Source organism: Sphingopyxis sp. L1A2A (assembly GCF_005502465.1).
Taxonomy (GTDB): Bacteria; Pseudomonadota; Alphaproteobacteria; order Sphingomonadales; family Sphingomonadaceae; genus Sphingopyxis.
The window spans coordinates 1-20,838 of sequence record NZ_SCOT01000028.1; the positions used below are offsets into that span (position 1 = coordinate 1).

The following is a 20,838-nucleotide window of genomic DNA, read 5'->3' on the forward strand; positions in this document are numbered from 1 at the left end:
CCCGCAACCCGCCCGGCGGGCAGCACATGCGTTTCGAGTTCGGCGGGCGCGCCCGGAATCCGGAGGCCGCGGTCGTCGCTGACCAGCGCCGCGCGGTGGCCGCGCGCAATCAGCTCGCCAGCGAGGGCGTAAGCGGGCAGCATATGGCCCCCCGTCCCACCGGCGGCGAGCAGATAGTGGCGCGTTGCAGTCATTTCTTGTTCCAGTTGCGGGTCATCGACACCCGCGCCGCATAGGGGTTTCGGCGGGTCAGCGACAAGAGCAAACCCATGCCGATCGACAGCGCGATGAACGACGATCCGCCATAGCTGATGAACGGCAAGGTCATGCCCTTTGACGGAAATATCTGGGTGTTCACCGCCATATTGATCACCGCCTGGCCGCCGAACTGCGCGATCAGCGCTGCGACCGCGAGGATCAGGAAACTGTCCTCCTCGTCGAGCAGGCGCACCAGCACTCGGACGATGATGGCGAGGTAGAGGATTGCGATCGCGATGCACGCGATCATCCCGAATTCTTCACCGATCACCGAAAAGATATAATCGGTGTGCGCCTCGGGCAGCTGGAATTTCGCTAGCCCCGCGCCCGGTCCGGTGCCGATCAGTCCGCCCGCGGTCAGCGTCGCATGCGCCTTGTCGACCTGGAAACTGTCGCCCTCGGCAAACAGCCAGATGTTGATGCGCTGCTGCGCCACGGGGTAAAAGAAATAGGCGAGGATGATGCCGACGACCCCGGTTGCCGCCAGCATCCCCATGATCCGCATCGACAGTCCGGCGACCAGCACAAGCACCAGCCAGGTCGCGGCAAAGATGACCGTCTGCCCCAGATCGGGCTGGCCCATCAGCAGCATCGCGATCACCCCGGTCAGCACAAAGCTGAGCGGCACGACGGGCAGACTCTGGTCGTGCAGCCGCAGCGACAGTATCCACGCCAGCGACACCGCAAAGAAGGGTTTGAGGAACTCCGACGGTTGCAACCGGAAAATGCCGCTGCCGATCCAGCGCTGCGCGCCGTTCACCGTGGTGCCGAACAGTGGCACGAGGAACAGCAGGACCAGAAAGGTGATCGTGCCGTAAATCGCAAAACGCCGCGCCTGCGCCTTGGGCAGCATCGATACGCCCAGCATCACCGGCACCCCGACGATCACCCACATCAGCTGGCGATAGAAATAATAAAGCGGATCGAGCGACGCCGTGCTGGTCGACAGTTTCTGTGCCGCGACCGGCGACGCCGCGGCGACCGCGACCAGCCCGATCGCGACCAGCATCGACACAAGCAGCAGCAGGACGCGGTCGATTTCCCAGAACCACAGGCCCAGCGGGGTGCGGTCGGCGCGGCTGAGGCGCGGGCCGCGGCGCTTGACGGTGCGCGTCGCCGCGATCACCGGCCGTTCGGTCGTGGCGTCCATATTGTCCATTCCCCCGCTCATGCCCCAAGCGCCGCGACAAGTCCGCGAAAAACATCGCCGCGCTGCTCATAATCCCTGAACTGGTCGAACGACGCGCAGGCGGGCGAGAGCAGGACGATGTCGCCGGGCCTTGCCGCCGCGGCCGCGTGCGCAACCGCAGTCGCCATGTCGCCGGAGCGATCGACCGGAACCGCGTCGCCGATCTCGGTCGCAAAACCCTCCATCGCGGCGCCGATCAGATAGGCTTGCTTCACATGCCCGAACCACGGGCGGCATGCCGCCAGCCCGTCGCCCTTGGCCTGCCCCCCGGCAATCCAGTGCAAACGCTGGTCCGGCGCCGGCGGAAACGCCGCCAGCGCCGGTGCAGCGGAAGCCGCGTTGGTAGCCTTGCTGTCATTGAACCAGCGGACCCCCCCGACTTCGCCGACCAATTCCATACGATGCGGCAGCGATGTATAGGTCGCCAGGCCGCGTTCGATCGCTTCGTCGTTCAACCCCAACACGCGGCACACGGCGATGGCGCAGACGGCATTCTGCGCGTTGTGCGGGCCTTGCAGCGCGGACCAGCGGTGCTGGTCGACCGGATCGATGTCCTTGCCCGACACGCGGTGCAGCCGATGGTTGATCCGGCTCGCGATCATCTTCGATGGATCGTCATCGACCGCAACGATCGCGACCTGATCGCGGTGTTGCAGTCCGAACAACCGCGCCTTCGACGCCGCATAACCGGTGAAGCCGTCATAGCGGTCGAGGTGATCGGGGCTGAGATTGGTCAGCACCGCGACGTCGCACGCCAGGCTGTGCGACAGGTCGATCTGGTAGCTTGACAGTTCGAGCACATAGACCCCGGCGCCATTTTCATTTGGGGCCAACGCATCGCGCGACAGGATCGGCAGCCCGATATTGCCGCCCATCAGCGACGGCACCCCGGCGCTTTCCAGCACATGGTGGATCAGCGCGGTGACGGTCGACTTGCCGTTGGTGCCGGTAATGCCGACGACCCGGTGCGGCGGCAGGTCGCCGCGCGCCTCAGCAAACAGTTCGACGTCGCCGATCACCGGGACATGCGCCTCGCGCGCATGCGCCGCGATCGGGTGGCGGTTGAGCGGCACGCCGGGCGACACGACGACCCCGGCAAAACCGATCAGGTCGATTTCGAGCGGGTTGCCGATGTCGGCGCCCAGCGCCATCGCATCGTCGCGCGCTTCTTCACGGTCGTCCCATGCGGTGACCCCGGCGCCGCTGGCGACGAGCGCCTCGACCGTCGCCAGCCCCGAGCGCGCCAGCCCCAGCACCGCATAGCGGCGACCGGCAAAGGCGCGCGAGGTAATCACCGCAGTTTCAAGGTCGCGAGTCCCGCGAGCGCAAGGACGATCGACACGATCCAGAAACGGATGACGACGGTCGATTCGGGCCAGCCCAATTGTTCGAAATGATGGTGGATCGGCGCCATGCGGAACACCCGCTTGCCGGTGCGCTTGTACCAGAACACCTGGATGATCACCGACAAGGCTTCGACCACGAACAGCCCGCCGACGAGCACCAGCACCAGTTCATGCTGCGCGGTCACCGCGATCGTCGCGAGCGCGCCGCCGAGCGCAAGGCTGCCGGTGTCGCCCATGAACACCGCCGCGGGCGGCGCATTGAACCACAGAAACGCCAGGCAGGCACCGATGATCGCGGCGGCGAATACCGCGAGTTCGCCTGCGCCCGAAACATGCGGAATGCCCAGATAACCAGCGAATTTCACATTGCCCGACAGATACACGATGACCAGGAAGGTCAGGCTGGCGATGATCACCGGGAAGGTCGCGAGCCCATCGAGCCCGTCGGTCAGGTTCACCGCATTGCCAAAGCCGACGATCAATATCATCGCAAAGACATAATAGAGCGGCCCAAGTTCGAGCACGATGCCGCTGAAAAACGGCAGATACAGGTCGGTGCCGGTGCGCGACACGATCAGGAACACCGCCACCCCGGCGATCAGAAACTCGATCAGCAGCCGCACGCGGCCCGGAATTCCGCGGTGGCTGGCCTTGGTCACCTTGTCGAGATCGTCGAGAAAACCGACCGCGGCGAACCCGCCGGTCACGAAAATGCACGCCCACACGAAGCGGTTCGACAGGTCCATCCACAGCAGGGCGGAGATCATCAGCGAGATGAGGATCATCAGCCCGCCCATCGTCGGCGTACCCTTTTTGGCGAGGTGGCTTTGCGGCCCGTCCTCGCGGATCGGTTGCCCTTTCCCCTGCCGCATCCGCAGCATCAGGATGAAGCGCGGCCCGATCCACAGCCCGATGATCAGCGCCGTTGCGACCGCGGCGCCCGAGCGGAAGCTCAAATAGCGAATGAGGTTCAGAACCCCCGGAAAGCCCAGCCATTCCGCCAGCCAATATAACATCAAAAATCCCCGTTGGTCAGCGCGGTCACCAGATGCGACAGGCCGACGCTGTTCGACCCCTTGATCAGCACCGTATCGCCGGGGCGGATCAAGGCGCCCAGCCGCGCCTTGGCGGCAGAGTGGGCGGCGACATGCTCGAAATCGATGCGACCCTCAAGTGCTTTGGCGAGCGGCGCCATCTCTTCGCCGACAAGCAGGGCGAATTGCACCCCGGCTGCGACGAGCGGAGCCGCGAGGTCGGCGTGATAGGCCTCACCGCCCCGCCCCAGCTCTTTCATGGCGCCGAGAATCGCGATCCGGCGATCACCGGATTCGCTGCCGAGCTGCTCGATCGTCGCGACCATCGACGCCGGGTTGGCGTTATAGCTTTCGTCAATCAGCAGGATATGCCCGCCGCTCAGCGGCACGCGGTGGCGCGCGCCGCGCCCGGCGAGCCCCGCCATTTCGGCAAAGGCCAGCCCCGCCGCGGGCAGATCGCCGCCGACCGCCTTGACCGCCGCCAGCACCGCGAGCGCATTGGACACCCAATGCACCCCGGCCTGCGCGATGGTGAAGCACAGCAGCGATTCCTGCACCTGCGCGGTGACGAGCGAACCGCCCTGCCCGTCGGGCAGCCAGTCGACCGCGCGAACGTCGGCTTCGGCGCCAAGACCAAAGCTGACGACATGCGCGGCGTGTTGTTCGGCCTTGGCGCGCAGCCGTGCATAATGCGGGCTGTCGAATGGGACGATCGCGGTACCGCCGGGTTCCAGCCCCTCGAAAATCTCGCCCTTCGCGTCGGCGATTGCTTCTTCGCTGCCGAAAAATTCCATATGCGCCGGGGCGATGGTGGTGACGATGGCGACATGCGGGCGCACCATGCGGGTCAGCGCGGCAAGTTCGCCCGCATGGTTCATTCCCATCTCGAAAACGCCGAAATCGGCGGTCGAGGGCATCCGCGCCAGGCTGAGCGGCACCCCGACATGGTTGTTGTAGCTTTTGACCGAGCGGTGCGCGCGGCCCGGCCGAAAACGGTCGAGCGCCGCGAACAGCGCTTCCTTGGTGCCGGTCTTGCCCGCCGACCCGGTCACCCCGATGATCCGGCCATGGCTGCGCGCGCGCGACGCGGTGCCAAGCGCGTTCAGCGCCGCGGCGCTGTCGGCGACGCGGACATGCGGATGGTCGATCGCGGTTTCGCAGACGATCCCCGCCGCCCCCGCGGCAATCGCCTTGTCGATGAACTTGTGCCCGTCGGTCGCCTCGCCGCGCATCGCGACGAACAGGTCGCCGGTGGTGACCTCGCGCGAATCAAAGGCGACGCCGTGCGCGGTGAAATCGGCGCTCGCGGCGCCGCCGGTCGCGATGGCGATGGCGCGCGCGGTCCAGAGCGGGTTCATGCCGCACACTCGCGCGCAACCGCGACGTCGTCAAAAGGAATGACGCGCAGATCGGCACCCGCGCCGACGATTTGTCCCTGTTCATGCCCCTTGCCCGCGATGCAGATGATGTCGTCGGCGCGCGCCGCGGCAATCGCGGCGGAAATCGCGGCGCGGCGGTCGCCGATGACCTGCGCGGTCGGCGCGCCCGCAGCGATCGCGGCGCGGATGACCGCGGGATCTTCGCCGCGCGGATTGTCATCGGTGATGATCAAAACATCGGCTTTCGCGGTCGCGACGCGGCCCATCTCGGGTCGCTTTGCCTGATCGCGGTCGCCGCCGGCGCCGAACACCAGGATCAGCCGCCCGCTCGCATGCGGGCGCAGCGCAGAGAGCGCGGCTTCGATCGCATCAGGAGTGTGCGCATAATCGACATAGACCGGCGCCCCCGCCTGGGTGATCGCGGCGCGTTCGAGCCGCCCGCGCACCGGCTGGAGCCGCGCCAGATTGCCCAGCGTTTGCCCGACATCGCCGCCGGTCGCGATGACCAGCCCCGCCGATACCAGCGCATTGGCGACCTGATAGGCGCCGATCAGCGGCAGATCGACCTTCTGAGTCAAATCGCCCGCCCCGATGACCAGCGACTGGCCAAGTTGGGTGGGTTCGCGTGAGATGAGCCGCAGGTCGGCGCCCGCCGCACCAACGGTCAGCAGCCGGACGCCGCGCGCGCGCGCTGCTTCGACCACGGCGGACGAATAGGCGTCGTCGTTCCACACCACCGCCGTGCCGCCCGCGTCGACCACTTCGGTAAACAACCGCAGCTTGGCTGCAAGATACACCTCCATCGTGCCATGATAGTCGAGATGATCGTGGCTGAGGTTGGTGAACGCCGCCGCCTTTACCGGCAGGCCTTCGGTGCGATATTGATCGAGGCCGTGGCTCGACGCCTCGAACGCCGCGTGACTGACGCCTTCGGTCGCCAGCCCCGACATATTGCTGAGGAAGGTCACGATGTCGGGCGTCGTCAGCCCGGTCGAGGCGCTGTCGTTCGACGTCGTGATGCCGAGGGTGCCGATCGACGCCGCGTGAAACCCCGCCATCCGCCACAGCTGGCGCGTCATTTCGACCGTCGAGGTTTTGCCGTTGGTCCCGGTCACCGCGACGCAGGTCGCGGGAAAGCGGTGGAAAAAGCGCGCTGCGATATGGGCAAAGGCGCGGCGCGGATTGTTGTCGGCGACATGCACCGCGCCAGCAACCGGCGCCTCGGGCCGCGCGACCACCGCAATCGCCCCGGCTGCGATCGCCGCGGGAATAAAATCCTCGCCGTTGAATTTTTCGCCGACAAAGGCGCCAAAGATCGTCCCCGGCGCCACTTTGCGATGGTCGATGGCGAGGCCGGTGACGACCGGGTCGGTGCCCGCACCCCCTTGATCGCCAGTCAGCGCGGACAGACGCATTATTCGTCTTCCCCGTTTCTCCACAGCAGCGGGGTGAGTTCGGAGACGTCGACGTCACGGCTTTCGTCGGGGAAGACGCCGAGCATCGGACCGGCGCGGGTCACCACCTTGCGGACGACCGGCGCCGCGGTCCAGCCGGCGGTGCGCTGGCCCGAGCTGAAGGCATTGCCCTTTGGCTCGTCGATCATCACCAGCACGACGTAGCGCGGATTGTCCATCGGGAAGGCGGCGGCAAAGGTCGCGACGACCGAGCTGCGGCGATAACCACCGGCGCCCGGCTTTTCGGCGCTGCCGGTCTTGCCGCCGACGCGGAACCCCGGCGCTTCGGCCTGCTTGCCGGTGCCATCGGACACGATCAGGCGCAGCAACTGGCGCATCCGCGCGCTGGTCGCAGCCTTGAACACGCGGCGGCCCTTCGGCGGTGCCTGGTCGCCCAGCTTGGTGATCGTTGCGGGGCGATAGATGCCGCCGTTGACCAGCGCGGCATAGGCGCTGGCAAGATGCAGCGGGGTGACGGCAATGCCATGGCCATAGCCGGTGGTCATCGTGGTCAGCCGCCCCCAATGCTTGGGCCATAGCGGAAAGGCACGCTCTTTCAGGTCGATCTGCGGCCGGTCGTCGAATTCCAGACTGCGGAACATCGCCTCCATCTTCTCGCGGCCGAGTTCGTCCGAAATGCGCGCGGTGGTGATGTTCGAGCTGTGGATCAGCGTTTCGGGGACGTTCAGCCAGCGGTTCGACGGATGGCTGTCGCGGATGCGAAAGCCCGCGATCGCCAGCGGCGCCGTTGCGTCATAGCGGCGCGCCATGCTGGTGACCGTTCCCGCATCGATCGCGGCGGCCACCGTCAGCGGCTTGAAGGTCGAACCGAGCTCGTACAGATTATGCGTCACCGCATTGCGCCGCGCCGCCATATTTTCGGGCACCAGCTTGTTGGGATTATAGGTCGGCAGCGACGTCATCGCCGCGATTTCGCCGGTGTGGACGTCGAGGATGATCCCCGCGCCGCCGATGGCCTCCAGGTTGGCGACCGCGGAACCCAATTCGCTTTCGAGCACCCCCTGCACCCGCGCGTCGATCGACAGCGCCAGCGGTTCGCCGCGCGTCGCCTTGTCGATCAGGCGGCTGTCGAACGCGCCCTCGGCGCCGGTGACGCCATGCCCCGCCGCGTCGGTGAAGCCCAGCACATGCGCGGCCAGCGACAGCTGCGGATACAGCCGTTCCTTTTCGCGCGGAAAATCGAACCCCACGTCGCCGATCGCGTTCACCGCCGCGACCTGATCGGGCAGCGCGCGGCGGCGGATATAGGTTGGGCGCGGTCCGCTGACCTTGGCCAGCAGCTCGGCGCGCGACATGTCGGGGAAGATCTTGTGCAGCTCGTCGGCCAGATATTGGCGGTTGTTGAGCAGCTTGGCCGGAACGACACGGATCGAATAGCCATCGATCGTCCGCGCCAGCGGGATGCCGTTGCGATCGACGATGTCGGCGCGCGCCGGCAGGAAGGCGGTCGATGCCGACCCATTGCGCGATGCGGTATCGAACATCGCGAAATAGAGCAGCCGCATCGACACCAGAAAAAATGCCGCCATGAACAGCAGCATCAGGATCATCAGACGCTGCTGCGCGGTCAGCAAGATTTGCTGCCGCACCCCAGCGGTACGCACCCGGGTCGGACGGACGACCAGCGTGTTCATCGGGCGGGCTTCCCTCCTGCGGCTTCGGCGGCGGCGGCGCGCTTCAGATCGGCGAGCGTCGATTCGGCGAGCAACTGGTCCTCGATCATCTTGAGCTGTTCGCGGCGGCGTGTCGGTGCCATCCGCGGCGCGGTATCGCTGCGGATCCCCGTCTCGGCCTGCGCCAGCACGACCGGCTTAGCCGCCGCGGGCTGGCTGGCGACCGGGCTTTCCTTGGGCGCAGCGGGCACTGCGACCGGCGACACCATCGCCATCAGCACCGGCGCGACCTCGTTGGCGCCGCGTGCGCGCGGCAGCCGGTCGAGCGAGGCCAGTTGGCGCTCGCTGGCCAGATACTGGTCGGCGGCGGGCGCCGAATAGCCGAAGGTGTCGGCATTCCACTGCTCAAGCTGGCGCATGGAGGCGCGCACCGCGAGTTCGGATTCGAGGTAGCGGATATTGTCGCGGCTGCGTTCGATCTGCTTTTCGATGCGCGTCAGTTCGCTGCGCGTCGCCGCGACCTTCAGCGACACCGGATAGAGCATCATTGCGAAGATGAGCACGAGCAGGACCAGCCCGATGCCCTGAAGTTTGCGCGCCGCCATCAGCATGAGATCGCCTCCTTCATATTGGGTTGACCCGGCCAGGCCGGGGCTGCGGTGCGCACCGCGCTGCGCAGCGTTGCCGACCGGGCGCGCGGGTTGCGTGCCTCTTCGGCCTTGCCCGGCCGCACCTTGCGCGCCGGGGTCTGAAATGACGGGGCGTGCGCGGCGACCGCAGCGGCCGGACGATGGCGCGACCCGCCAGCGTCGCCGCCGCTGCGCTCGCGCAGGAAATTCTTCACGATGCGGTCCTCGGTGCTGTGAAAGCTGACCACCGCAAGCCGGCCGCCGGGACGCAAAATGCGTTCCGCAGCGGCCAAGCCGGCGACCAACTCGTCGAGTTCGGAATTGATGTGGATGCGGATCGCCTGGAAACTCTTGGTCGACGGATCCTTCGGCGCGCCGGGCGGGTGGCGCAGCGCCTTGCGGATCACGGTCGCCAGTTCGGCGGTGCGGCTGAGCGGCCGGGCGGCGACGATCGCGCGCGCGACGCGGCGCGACTGGCGCTCGTCACCATAATGGAACAGCACGTCGGCGATCTCGGTCTCGTCGGCGCGGTTCAGCCACTCGGCGGCGCTTTCGCCGTCCTGCGCCATCCGCATGTCGAGCGGGCCGTCCTTTTGGAAGGAAAAGCCGCGGTCGCCCTGGTCGAGCTGCATCGACGACACCCCGATGTCGAAGGTGATGCCGTCGACCGCGTCGATGCCGCGCTCGGCAAGCAGCCGGTCGATTTCGCCGAAACGACCGTGGATCAACGTCAGCTTGCCCTCGGCCGCGGCGACCAGCGCCTGCCCGCCCGCAATCGCGTCGGGGTCGCGGTCGCAGGCGACGACGTCGGCGCCCGCGGCGAGCATCGCGCGGGTATAGCCACCGGCGCCAAAGGTCGCATCGACATGCCGCTCACCCGGGGCGATGGCGAGCGCGGCGATCACTTCCTCGCGCAGGACGGGGTCATGGCGCGGGTCGCGAGACGGGTCGCTCATTTGCGCCCCTTCCCTTTGGTCGCATCCCAGGCGGCGGCGAGCCGCTGCAACACCGGATCGGCGTCGGCACATTCGGCGAGCGTCGGCAGCCACCAGATTTCAAAGCGGCGACCCGATCCGACAAAGGCGGTCGCCCCGGCATCGCCGACCCGGTCGCGGTGGGTGAAACCGGGCAGGAAGCGACCGCTGTCGTCGAGCGCATAGGCATCGGTGTAACTGAAGCGTTTTTTGAACTCGGCATCTTCGTCGAAATCGAGGTTGCGCGACCGCGCGGTGTCGCGATCACGTTCGATCTCGCCGTTCAGCCGGTCGTATTGATCATGGCCATAGGCGACGAGGCAGGGCAGCTTTTCGTGGAAGCCGACCCAAAGCACGCGCTGGCCGTCCGCAGTGAGGGGCACATTGTTGCGGAACTGAGAGGGGACGGCGATCCGCCCCTTGCCATCGATCGCGGCGAAGCTGGTACCCGCATATTGGCCGGGCGTCACAATCGCCATCGCTCTGCCCCCCTATGCGCCACCGGGCAATACTTTCCCGACCCCGGAATCGCCTGATTCCAGCTGGTTCGGTGTCGGCGGAGATTGCCCCTCTCCGATTCCTGACTATCAACTATAGATCGGGGTGAAAAGGGGAAATTTAGGGCAAAATAGGGAATCTAACCCCTATTTGCCACAAAACGCGCAAATAGGCGGTCGGAATGCGGCGCGCATGGGTCGGCGCAGTCGCAAGACGCAACCTGATCGGAGCAAAATGGGACGAAATGGGGGCCTCAACCGGCGCGGGCGCGAATCCACAGCGGCTGGAACACCGCGACTCCGGCGCCGGGCCACAGCCGCGCCGCCAGCCATTCGATCGTATCGGCGCGCCGCAGATGCGCTGCGCCGGGCACCAGCGGCGACCATAAGGGCGCAAACAACAGGTCGGCGTCGCCCACCAGCCACGCCTCCCCGGCACCGATCGGGCAGCGCGCGATGCGGCGGTCGGCGAAGGTGCGGCATGTCAGCGGCAGCCGCTCGAACGCCCCTGCGCTCGCCAGGCGCAGCCGCGCGCCGTCAATATCGATCGATTGCACGCCATCGTCATCGTTCGGCGCGGCGCCCAGCGTCACCCCCCAATGACCCAGCAGCGGGGTGAGCAGGCTGGTGACCGGCGGATTGCGCGGGTCGCCGAGCGGATGGCGCGCGGGCCAGCCCGACAGCGCGTCGGCCAGCACCACCGCCTTGCCGCCGCCGCGGACGAAGGCGTCGATCGCCACCAGTTCCTGTGGCGCCAGCGCGCGCGGGTGCGCGATCAGCAGCGCGCCACCCGGCGGCGGCACCGGATCAACGATGCTGTCGACCAGCGATAGCGGCCCCATGGCCTCCAGCCGGACGAGCGCCGGGTCGTCCCCCGCCCCGTTGGCGATGATCGCGGCGATGTCGCCGCTGCCCGACCAGCGCAGCGGCAGGCCGGTCAGCATCGTCGCCGCCCGGGTGCCAACGAGAGCAGCCGCGGGCCGATAGAGACCGGCGAGCAGCAGATGCCCGGCGGCAAAGCCGCCGATCACCAGCGCCATCCCGGCAAGCCAGGGCAGCAACGACCTTTGCCGTCGCCATTGCACCACCCGGTCGGCGACGAACCCCGCCGCCGCCCCGGCCGCGATGACCAGCGCCAGTTGAAGCCATGCCGCCGATCCTGCCAGCATCAGCCCGAGCAGGGCTTGCATCACCGCCAGAGCGACCAGCGCGGCGACCAGCGTGCGCCATCGCAGTGCCGCCGCCTCGCCGCGATGCCAGACGGCAAGCAGCAACATCGGCAGCGCGAGGATCGGTAGCGCCAGTGCGGGATCGATCCGGCCGAGCCACGCCTGCCCGCCGCCGATCCACGCCAGCATGATCGTCAACGCTGCAATCGAGACCGCACGCACCGCCGCGCGGCGCGGCACCATGCTCACGGTGCCGATTTGCGCGCGCGCTGCAATTCGGGATCGGGCTCAAGGTCGGGAACGGTCGCGGGCGAGGGCGCCGCCTGCGGCACCTTTACCGGTGTCGCTTCATTCTCGTCCTTCGACACCGGTTGGACCCCCAGCTCTTCCAGAGGGGCGCCGCCCGTCTGGGCTTCATCGCCGGGCATCTTGACCTCGGCCGACGTCGCCGCGTCGCTCTCGACATTTTCGCGTGCGCGATCGCCGATCAGCCCCGCCATGCCGACGAGCAGCAGCACCGTCAGCACCCCGGCGATGCCGATCTGCAGCCGCCGCATCGTGTCGTTGACCGGCGCCGGCACTATCGGCGGCGGCGCCAGCTGCTTGTCGGTCCGGATTTGGTTCATGCTGCCGTCTCCGTCAGGCCTTTGCTCGCCAACCATTCGGGGTTGTAAAGCGTCGACAGATAGCGGAACCCGCTGTCGCACAAGATGGTTGCGATGCGTTTGCCCGGCCCCAATTGCCGCGCCAGCGCCATCGCCCCGGCGACGTTGATCCCCGACGACAGCCCCAGGCACAGTCCTTCGTCGTCGAGCAAGCGGCGCACCACCGCCAGCCCCTCGGCATCCGAGACGCGAAACTGGGTATCGATCGGCGCGCCGTCCAGATTGGCGGTGATGCGGTTCTGGCCGATTCCCTCGGCGACGCTGGTGCCTTCGGCTTTCAACTCGCCGCACTGATAATAATTATACAGCCCCGCGCCATGCGGGTCGGTCAGTGCAATCACGATGTCGGGATTATGCGCCTTCAGGCCAAGCCCGGTTCCCGCGATCGTACCGCCGGTCCCCGCGGCGCAGGTGAAGCCATCGATCCGCCCGTCCATCTGGTCCCAGATTTCCTCCGCGGTGCCCATCACATGCGATTTGCGGTTGGCGATATTGTCGAACTGGTTGGCCCAGACCGCATTGTCGGTTTCCTCAGCAATGCGGCGCGAGGTGTGGACGAAATGGCCGGGGTTGGCAAAGGGCGCGGGCGGCACGAGCACCAGCTCGGCGCCCAGCGCACGGATCGTCGCCATCTTCTCGGCGCTCTGGTTGTCGGGCATGACGATGATTGTCTTGTACCCCAGCGCATTGCCGACCAGCGCCAGCCCGATGCCGGTGTTGCCCGCCGTCCCCTCGACGATCGTGCCGCCAGGGCGCAGGGTGCCGTTCGCCTCGGCATCGCGGACGATATAGAGCGCAGCGCGATCCTTTACCGATCCGCCGGGGTTGGCATATTCGCACTTGCCCCAGATTTCGCAGCCGGTTTCCTCGCTCGGCCCCTTGAGCAGCACCAACGGGGTGTTGCCGATCAGGTCGAGGCTGTTTGCAGCAATGGTCATGCCCCCGATCTAAGGCCGCGCCCGCGGCCCCGCAAGACAGCTTCGCTTGCCCGGGCGAAGATCGGCCTTTATCGACCAACCGCCATGGCTGTCCGACCAACGACGATCCAGATGACGCGCAGGGCTTGTCATTGTAACAGTATATCATTACTGGAGCCCGCATAGGTCGCCATAGAACAGGACTCTCCCCTCATGCGTTTGCTTTGCTCCGCCGGTTTTACCTTTGCCATGCTGCTCGCCGCCCCCGCTTTTGCGCAAGACCGCACCGCCGCAGGCAGCGACGACGACGTCCACACCGGCGATCCGATCATCGTCACCGCGCCCTATGTCCGCAGCCTCGATATTCTTGGCAATGTGTCGGTGCTCGAAGGTGACGAGCTGGCGCGCGACATTCGCGGCCAGATCGGCGACACGCTGACCCGCCAGGCGGGCGTGTCGGCGACCAGCTTTGCCCCCGGCGCCTCGCGCCCGGTGCTGCGCGGTTTTTCGGGCGAGCGGGTGCGCGTCCTGACCGACGGGATCGGGTCGATCGACGTGTCGAATACCTCCGCCGACCACGCGGTGACCATCGATCCGCTGACCGTCGAGCGCATCGAAATCCTGCGCGGCCCCGCGGTGTTGCTGTTCGGCAGCCAGGCGATCGGCGGCGCGGTCAACCTGTTCGACCGCCGGATTCCGCGCAAGGTGCCGACCGATCATGTCCATATCGACGCGATCGGCGGCCATGCGACCGCCGCCGACGACCGCAATATCGGCAGCTCGATCGACGTCGCGCTGAGCCCGCAGATCGTCGCGCATCTCGACGGCAGCTGGCGCAAGACCGGCGACGCACGCGCCGGCGGGTTCATCTATGCGCCCGGCATCCGCAGCGACCTGCTCCATCTGGCCGAACATGAAGTCGAGGACGGGCATCTGGACGAAGCCGCCGAGCTGACCGCCGATGCCAACCGGCGCGGCAAGATTCCCAACACCGCCAGCGAAACATGGACCGCGGCGGGCGGCCTGTCGCTGATCAACGAGGGCGGCCAGCTGGGCGTTTCGCTCAGCTATTTCGACAGCAATTATGGCGTGCCGTCGCGCCCGAACACCGCGCATCACGATGAAGGCGAAGAAGAAGAAGGCCATGACCATGGCGAAGGTCCGGTCACGATCGGCCTGAAGCAATGGCGCGCCGATGTCCGCGGCGAAGTCGAGCTGGGCGATGGTTTCTTTGACAAGCTCCGCCTGCGCGGCGGCTATGCCGATTATGAGCATACCGAGTTCGAGGGCGACGAGGTCGGCACCATATTTTATAACACCGGCGTCGAGGGCCGCCTTGAGCTTGCACAGAATGACCGTGGCGGCTGGCGCGGCGCCAGCGGCCTGCAATTCAGCCACCGCGATTTCGACGCGGTCGGCGCCGAAGCGTTTGTCCCGCGCAACCTGACCGACCAATTCGCGCTGTTTACCTTGCAGGAATGGACGCTGGGCTCGCTCGGGATCGAAGCCGCGGCGCGGTATGAAGCCACCAATGTGAAAGCGCCCGTGCTGGGCATCGCGCGCAGCTTTGACACCTTCTCGGGCGCGCTCGGCGCTAATTACGAGATTGCCGACGGGGTGAAATTCGGGGTGTCCGTGGCCCGCGCAGTGCGCGCGCCGTCGGCCGAAGAATTATTCTCGAACGGCCCGCACATCGCGACCCAGTCGTTCGAGGTCGGCGACCCGAACCTCAAGCGCGAAGCGAGCTGGGGCGCCGAGGCGTCGTTCAAGCTCAAGACCGATGCGCTCAACCTCAGCCTGTCGGCCTATTCGAACTGGTTCGACGATTTCATCTTCTCGAACGCCACCGGGGCCGAAGAGGACGAGCTGCCCGTCTTCCAATATTTCCAGCGCAATGCGCGCGTCTGGGGTTTCGAGGCCGAGGCGAGCGCGCGGCTGGCGCAGATCGGCGGTTTCAACATCGTTGCCGATGTCACCGCCGACATGACACGCGCCAAGATCAAGGGCGGTCAGTTCGTCCCGCGCATCCCCGCGATGCGGGTGCTGGGCGGGCTGGAAGCACAGGGCGAACGCATCGACGCACGCGCCGAGGTCGAATGGACCGACGACCAGACCCGCGTCGCGCCGTTTGAAACGACCACCAAGGGCTTTACGCTGGTCAATGCGTCGATCAGCTGGCGGCCGCTGCCCGACACCAAAAATCTGACGCTGTCGCTGGCGGCGAACAATATCTTCGACGTCGAAGCGCGGCGCCACGCCAGCTTTACCAAGGATTATGTGCCGCTGACCGGCCGCGACATTCGGATTACCGCGCGCGCGAGTTTCTGAGCATCAACCATAAAACAGCCTCGTCATTGCGAGGAGCGAAGCGACGCGGCAATCCAGCGTAGGCGTAAGCCCGCTCTGGATTGCTTCGCTTCGCTCGCAATGACGAAACTAGGGGGAAGCATCTTTCCAATCGATCGTCAGAAGGGCAACAACTTGCGCTTGTTCCAGTAAATCGAGGTCGCCGCCGCATAGGCGCCGACCTTTTCCCACGCCGTCGTATCGACCTTTTCGATGTCGACGCCGCTGTCGATATAGGCCTGAACGATTTTCATGATCTGGTCCTCCGACATGTCGCTCGACAGATCGGGGTTGGCGCCTGCCGGGCCGAAGTCGAGCGCCTTGTCGACGATCGCCGATGACAGGTTCAGTTTGGCGATATCGCCGACCAGCCACTCGCGCGAAATGCGCGCGAGGCTATAATCGAAATAGGCGGCCTTTTGGGCGTCGGCGATGCCATGCTTGGCCACACAGTCCTCGGTAACCGTCGAGAGCTGTTTGAACAGCGCATCGCGCGATGCATCGTCGCCGGCGCCCGCCATTGCGGCGCCGATCGACGCCTTGGTGTCGGCCGCGACCGCCGCGACGACACAATCGAATTTCGCGCCTTCCTGCGCCGTGGCCATGATCGGCAGCGCCGCCAGCGTCAGCGCGGCGCCTGCCATCAAACTCTTCAACATGCCGATATTCCCTTCAACGCTGTCACGCGATCCCTCAGGACAGCATGGCCATCCCGCCGTTCACATGCAATGTCTGACCGGTGACATATCCGGCTTCCTTCGACGCCAGATAGACGACCGCCGCGGCAATATCGCTGCCCTCGCCCATCCGCCCCGCCGGAATCCGCTGGTTGAGCGCATCCTTTTGCGCGTCGGGCAGGTCGTCGGTCATCGCGGTCGCGATAAAGCCCGGCGCGACGCAGTTGGCGGTGACCCCGCGGCTCGCCAGTTCTTGCGCCAGCGCCTTGGTCATGCCGGTGACCCCGGCCTTGGACGCCGCATAATTGGCCTGCCCCGGATTGCCAGTCGCGCCGACGACGCTGGTGATCGAAATGATGCGACCAAAGCGCGCCTTCATCATCGGCTTGGCGGCAGCGCGGGCGAGGCGGAAATTGGCCTCCAGGTTGATGCGGATGACGTCCATCCACTCCTCGTCCTTCATCCGCATGATCAGATTGTCGCGCGTCACCCCGGCGTTGTTGACCAGAATATCGAGCTGCCCGAGCGCCTCGACCGCCGCGGGAACGAGCGCATCGACCGCGGCGGCATCGCCGAGGTTGCACGGCAGCGCGACATGGTCGCCGCCGAGCGTGTCCCGAAAGGCATTCAGCTTGTCGGCGTTGGACCCCGACACCGCCAGCCGCGCGCCCTGCGCGCTGAGCGCCTGCGCGATGGCCGACCCGATACCGCCCGAAGCGCCGGTAACAAGGGCCGTCATGCCGGTAAGATCGAACATTTTATGTCTCCTGAATTCTATATCTTAGAGCGTTTTGAGCAGGGCTTCGATGTCATCCATCGAAATGAGGCTGACCGTCTCGACCTCTCCGCTCGCGCTGCGCTTGACCATTGGCGAGAGAACCTTGCCGCCGAATTCGACGAAATGGGTGACGCCAATGCCTTCCATCGCGCCAACGCTTTCGCGCCAGCGGACGCGGCCGGTCACCTGGCTCACCAGCAGGTCGCGGATCGTGTCGGCGTCGCTCACCGGGCTGGCGGTCACGTTGGCGACGACGGGGATCAGCGGCGCGGCGGGCGGACTGGCGCCCAGTGCCTCGGCCATCGCATCGGCGGCGGGCTGCATCAGCGGACAGTGAAAGGGCGCTGACACCGGCAGCAAGACGCCGCGCTTGATGCCATAGTCTTTGACCAAGGCCACCGCGCGCTCGACCGCGCCCTTGTGGCCCGAGATCACGACCTGCGACGGGTCATTGTCGTTGGCGACGGTGCAGATCTCGCCCTCTGCCGCCGCATCGGCGAGCTTCTGCGCGGTGTCGATATCGGCGCCGAGCAGCGCGGCCATCGCGCCGATGCCGACCGGTACCGCCGCCTGCATCGCCTGCCCGCGCGTCTTGAGCAGCCGCGCCGTGGTAGCGAGGTCGAACGCGCCCGCGGCGCACAGCGCGCTATATTCGCCCAGGCTGTGGCCCGCGACATAATCGGCCTTGGCCGCCAGCGTCACGCCGCCCTCGCGTTCGAGCACGCGGAACGTCGCGATCGCGTTCGCCATGATCGCAGGCTGGGCATTTTCGGTGAGCACCAGCTGGTCTTCCGGCCCTTCGGTCATCAACAGGAACAGCTTTTGCCCCAGTGCGTCGTCGACCTCCTGAAACACCTCGCGCGCGACCGGCGACGCATCGGACAGCGCCTTGCCCATGCCGACCGCCTGGCTGCCCTGACCCGGAAAGATGAATGCGCGCATATTGCGTCCCCTAGCGTTATCGATTTCGCCCGCGCCTATTCCCTCACCCCGCGCGATGCAAGCCGAAGGGCACGACCTTGTTGTCGGCATCATGGCCGATGTCGGCGCTGCCCAGGTAGGCAATGTCGCACCGCGCGCACCAGCCGCGCGCGATCTCTTCTGCTTCCAGCCCGAACGGCCGGTCGTTTTCGCGAATGTCGCCGACCCGGCCGAGCCGCAGCCCGGCAAGGCTGCGCGGCCCGAGATAGGTCGCGACGTGAAAAAAGGCGCGATCGAACGCATAAAGATATTCGCTGACCTCCTCGACCAGCAGGATATGCCCGGACAAATCGGGCTCCAGCGGGGTGCCGAGCAGCATCGACAGCGTCATCAGGTTGAACGCCGCGTGGCGCGCACCATGCTGCAAGCCATTCTCGCACGCGCCCGGATCGCGCGCGACCAGCCAGTCGAGCGCGCGCAGCACCGCGGCGTCACCGCCCTCGCGGCGGATATCCGCGAGCATCGGGCCGTGCGCGACATGGTCGAAACCGTCGCGATAGAGCGCGCCGAGCAGATTGCCTTGATCCGAATAGCCAAGGAACGCCTTGCCCCGCGCCGCCCCGGTCATCGCGGCGACCGCATCCTCGGCAATCCGGCACGCGCCATAACCGCCGCGCGCGAACCAGACCGCGTCGATGTCGGGGCGGTTCGCCATCTCGACCAGCGCCGCAAAGCGATGCCCGTCCTCGCCCGCGAAATGGCCGTGGGTGGCGAAGCATTGCGGGTCGAAGATCAGTTCGACGTCGGGATAGCCGAGGCTGGCGAGCGCGCGGACGGCTTCCGCATCGTCGGGCAATATGGGGGTCGAGGGAGCAACAATCCCGATGCGCATTGGTGATCCTTCTTGTCCGTCATGCGGGGCTTGACCCGGGACCCGCCCTCCCTTCTTCAAGACAAGGCAGGCCCCGGATCAAGTCCGGGGTGACGATTGGAGAGCATCTGCAGCTGTTCCCGTTGCAAACCCCTCACGAACGCCATATCGCGCCGCCATGTCGGAAAACAAATCCTATTTCTTCTGCGGCATCGGCGGGTCGGGCATGTTGCCACTCGCGATGATCGTCGCGGCGCGTGGCGGTACCGTTTCGGGATCGGACCGCAGCCGCGATCAGGGGCGGACGCCCGACAAATTCGCCTGGCTCGAACGGCAGGGCATCACCTTTTATCCGCAGGACGGCAGCGGACCCAAAGCCGGTCAGATCCTCGTCGCCTCGGCGGCGATCGAGGACAGTGTCCCCGATATCGCTGCGGCGAACGCGTTCGGCCTCGCCCGGATGACCCGCGCCGACCTCAACGCCGCGCTGTTCAATGCTGCGGACAAGGCGATCGGGGTCGGCGGGACCAGCGGCAAATCGACCGTGACCGGGATGATCGGCTGGATCCTCGACAGCATCGGGAAAAAGCCGACGGTGATGAACGGCGCGGTGATGCGCAATTTCGCGAGTGACGACCGGCCCTTTGCCAGCGCGCTGGTCGGTGGCGACGCGCTTTACGTCAGCGAAGTCGATGAAAGCGATGGCTCGATCGCGCTCTATCGACCCGACGTCGCGGTCGTCACCAACATCAGCCTCGACCATAAGAGCCTGGACGAACTGCACGCGCTGTTCGGCGATTTTGTCGCCAAGGCGCGGATCGCGGTGATCAATGCCGACGATCCTGAATCGGCGCCGCTGCGCAACGCCGACAACAATCTGCGCTTCGGGTTCGGCGACGGCGCGGCGCTGCGCGGCAGCGATTTTACGGCGCTGCCCGACGGCTGCCGCTTCCAGGTTCATTTTCAGGCGGCCACCCACGAGGTGCGGTTGCGAATGCCCGGCCGCCACAATGCGATGAACGCGCTGGCGGCGATCGCCGCGGCGCGCGCGGTCAACATATCGGTCGCCGATGCGGTCGCGGCGCTGGCCAATTTCACCGGCCTCGCCCGCCGTTACGAAGTGCTCGGTCAGGCCGGCGGCGTCACCGTGATCGATGATTTCGCGCATAATCCCGACAAGGTCGCCGCGACCCTCGCCGCCGTCGCCGAGCTGCCGGGCCGCGCCTTGCTGTTTTTCCAGCCGCACGGTTATGGCCCGCTGCGCCAGATGGGCCAGGAACTCGCCGCCAGTTTTGCTGCGGGGATGCGCGACGGTGACAAGCTGTTCGTCTGCGATCCCGTCTATTTCGGCGGCACCGTCGACCGCAGCATCGGCAGCGAAGCGCTGGTCGCCGCCATCGTCGCGGGCGGCGCCGACGCGCTGCACCTGACTACCCGCGCGGCGTGCGGCGCGGCCATGCTCGATGAAGCGAAGCCGGGCGACCGCATCCTCATCCTCGGTGCGCGCGACGATACGCTCACCGAATTCGGGCGCGAACTGTTGGAAAAGCTGGCCTCGGCGGCTTGATTTCCGTCCACGAATCTGTATAGGCCGCCGCATTGGGGCGAGGCTCTTTGCCGTCGCCCCATTTGCTTTGCATCGATTCGCAAAGCAAGACGACAGCCGGAGGGGCCTGCGATTGGCGCAGGTCAGCGATCGGCCAAATCGAAGGAAGCGCACCATGCCGTTCTACGAGCATGTTTTTATTGCGCGTCAGGACCTGAGCCAGGCTCAGGTCGACGCGCTGGCGGAAACCGTCACCAACGTCATCACCGAATTCAAGGGCGAGGTCCACAAGACCGAAACCTGGGGCCTGAAGCAGCTCGCCTACAAGATCCAGAAGAACCGCAAGGGTCATTATGTGATGTTGTCGGCCGAAGTGTCGGGCGAAGCGATTGCCGAAATCGAGCGTCAGGCGGCGATCAGCGAAGACATCATCCGCTGGATGACGATCAAAGTCGACGAACTCGAAAAGGGTCCGTCGGTCATGATGCGCAAGCAGGAACGTCGGGGCGGCCGTGGCGGCCGTGACCGCGACGGCGAAGAATAAGGATAAAGAC

General features: G+C 66.3%; 20 protein-coding genes. 3 read left to right on the forward strand and 17 right to left on the reverse strand.

From position 1 onward, the window contains the following. The 13 genes from FFS68_RS13715 to FFS68_RS13775 form a co-directional block, all read right to left on the reverse strand. The coding region (locus FFS68_RS13715; protein WP_171003881.1) for a glycosyltransferase at positions 1 to 194 on the reverse strand (194 nt) is incomplete at its 3' end. Then, positions 191 to 1,408: a putative peptidoglycan glycosyltransferase FtsW gene (locus FFS68_RS13720; protein ID WP_249340161.1), complete on the reverse strand. Its 1,218-nt coding sequence runs from the start codon at positions 1,406 to 1,408 to the stop codon at positions 191 to 193. The genes FFS68_RS13720 and FFS68_RS13715, both read right to left, overlap by 4 nt. A 17-nt stretch (positions 1,409 to 1,425) precedes the next feature. Beyond that, positions 1,426 to 2,742, reverse strand: coding sequence for a UDP-N-acetylmuramoyl-L-alanine--D-glutamate ligase (gene murD / locus FFS68_RS13725; RefSeq protein WP_137753765.1), 1,317 nt, complete (start codon positions 2,740 to 2,742; stop codon positions 1,426 to 1,428). Next, positions 2,739 to 3,809 (reverse strand): phospho-N-acetylmuramoyl-pentapeptide-transferase, encoded by a 1,071-nt coding sequence (gene mraY / locus FFS68_RS13730; RefSeq protein ID WP_137753766.1) that lies wholly within the window; start codon positions 3,807 to 3,809, stop codon positions 2,739 to 2,741. Before mraY ends, murD begins: the two co-directional genes overlap by 4 nt. Continuing rightward, a complete protein-coding gene (gene murF / locus FFS68_RS13735) occupies positions 3,809 to 5,185 on the reverse strand; it encodes a UDP-N-acetylmuramoyl-tripeptide--D-alanyl-D-alanine ligase (protein WP_137753767.1) in 1,377 nt (458 codons plus the stop codon). The genes mraY and murF overlap by 1 nt, the downstream gene beginning before the upstream one ends. Continuing rightward, the gene (locus FFS68_RS13740; RefSeq protein ID WP_137753768.1) at positions 5,182 to 6,621 is read right to left on the reverse strand and encodes a UDP-N-acetylmuramoyl-L-alanyl-D-glutamate--2,6-diaminopimelate ligase; all 1,440 of its coding nucleotides are present in this window, start codon (positions 6,619 to 6,621) and stop codon (positions 5,182 to 5,184) included. The genes murF and FFS68_RS13740 overlap by 4 nt, the downstream gene beginning before the upstream one ends. Beyond that, positions 6,621 to 8,315 carry a penicillin-binding protein 2 gene (locus FFS68_RS13745; protein WP_137753769.1) on the reverse strand — a complete coding sequence of 565 codons (1,695 nt, stop codon included), beginning with the start codon at positions 8,313 to 8,315 and terminating at the stop codon, positions 6,621 to 6,623. Before FFS68_RS13745 ends, FFS68_RS13740 begins: the two co-directional genes overlap by 1 nt. Then, entirely contained in the window at positions 8,312 to 8,899 is a 588-nt protein-coding gene (locus tag FFS68_RS13750; RefSeq protein WP_137753794.1) for a hypothetical protein, read from the reverse strand. Before FFS68_RS13750 ends, FFS68_RS13745 begins: the two co-directional genes overlap by 4 nt. After that, complete coding sequence (gene rsmH, locus FFS68_RS13755; RefSeq protein ID WP_137753770.1) at positions 8,899 to 9,879, reverse strand: 16S rRNA (cytosine(1402)-N(4))-methyltransferase RsmH; 981 nt, start codon at positions 9,877 to 9,879, stop codon at positions 8,899 to 8,901. Before rsmH ends, FFS68_RS13750 begins: the two co-directional genes overlap by 1 nt. After that, positions 9,876 to 10,376: a division/cell wall cluster transcriptional repressor MraZ gene (locus FFS68_RS13760; RefSeq protein ID WP_137753771.1), complete on the reverse strand. Its 501-nt coding sequence runs from the start codon at positions 10,374 to 10,376 to the stop codon at positions 9,876 to 9,878. Before FFS68_RS13760 ends, rsmH begins: the two co-directional genes overlap by 4 nt. Before the next feature lie 272 nt (positions 10,377 to 10,648). After that, complete coding sequence (locus FFS68_RS13765; RefSeq protein WP_137753795.1) at positions 10,649 to 11,806, reverse strand: hypothetical protein; 1,158 nt, start codon at positions 11,804 to 11,806, stop codon at positions 10,649 to 10,651. A gap of 2 nt (positions 11,807 to 11,808) precedes the next feature. Then, positions 11,809 to 12,189 (reverse strand): hypothetical protein, encoded by a 381-nt coding sequence (locus FFS68_RS13770; protein WP_249340162.1) that lies wholly within the window; start codon positions 12,187 to 12,189, stop codon positions 11,809 to 11,811. Further along, positions 12,186 to 13,166, reverse strand: coding sequence for a cysteine synthase A (locus FFS68_RS13775; protein WP_137753772.1), 981 nt, complete (start codon positions 13,164 to 13,166; stop codon positions 12,186 to 12,188). The genes FFS68_RS13770 and FFS68_RS13775 overlap by 4 nt, the downstream gene beginning before the upstream one ends. A 192-nt stretch (positions 13,167 to 13,358) precedes the next feature. Between FFS68_RS13775 and FFS68_RS13780 the strand changes: the two genes are divergently transcribed. Then, positions 13,359 to 15,473, forward strand: a complete 2,115-nt coding sequence (locus tag FFS68_RS13780; protein WP_137753773.1) for a TonB-dependent receptor — start codon at positions 13,359 to 13,361, stop codon at positions 15,471 to 15,473. A 137-nt stretch (positions 15,474 to 15,610) separates the two neighbouring features. On the opposite strand, the gene FFS68_RS13785 is transcribed toward FFS68_RS13780, so the two are convergent. From FFS68_RS13785 to FFS68_RS13800, 4 genes are read right to left on the reverse strand one after another with little or no spacing between them, the layout of a single operon-like run. Continuing rightward, on the reverse strand, positions 15,611 to 16,150 hold the full coding sequence (locus FFS68_RS13785) for a hypothetical protein (protein ID WP_137753774.1): 540 nt from the start codon (positions 16,148 to 16,150) through the stop codon (positions 15,611 to 15,613). Positions 16,151 to 16,184: 34 nt separating this feature from the next. Beyond that, positions 16,185 to 16,925: a 3-oxoacyl-[acyl-carrier-protein] reductase gene (gene fabG, locus FFS68_RS13790; protein ID WP_137753775.1), complete on the reverse strand. Its 741-nt coding sequence runs from the start codon at positions 16,923 to 16,925 to the stop codon at positions 16,185 to 16,187. Between the two features lie 24 nt (positions 16,926 to 16,949). Further along, on the reverse strand, positions 16,950 to 17,888 hold the full coding sequence (fabD, locus tag FFS68_RS13795) for an ACP S-malonyltransferase (RefSeq protein WP_137753776.1): 939 nt from the start codon (positions 17,886 to 17,888) through the stop codon (positions 16,950 to 16,952). A gap of 43 nt (positions 17,889 to 17,931) precedes the next feature. Further along, positions 17,932 to 18,759 (reverse strand): LD-carboxypeptidase, encoded by an 828-nt coding sequence (locus FFS68_RS13800; protein ID WP_137753777.1) that lies wholly within the window; start codon positions 18,757 to 18,759, stop codon positions 17,932 to 17,934. 157 nt (positions 18,760 to 18,916) lie between these two features. Here FFS68_RS13800 and FFS68_RS13805 point away from each other — a divergent pair, with 157 nt between their 5' ends. Together FFS68_RS13805 and rpsF are read left to right on the forward strand one after the other, a co-directional pair. Then, positions 18,917 to 20,305: a Mur ligase family protein gene (locus FFS68_RS13805; protein ID WP_137753778.1), complete on the forward strand. Its 1,389-nt coding sequence runs from the start codon at positions 18,917 to 18,919 to the stop codon at positions 20,303 to 20,305. A gap of 154 nt (positions 20,306 to 20,459) precedes the next feature. Continuing rightward, complete coding sequence (gene rpsF, locus FFS68_RS13810; protein ID WP_137753779.1) at positions 20,460 to 20,828, forward strand: 30S ribosomal protein S6; 369 nt, start codon at positions 20,460 to 20,462, stop codon at positions 20,826 to 20,828. The last annotated feature ends 10 nt before the right edge of the window (positions 20,829 to 20,838 follow it).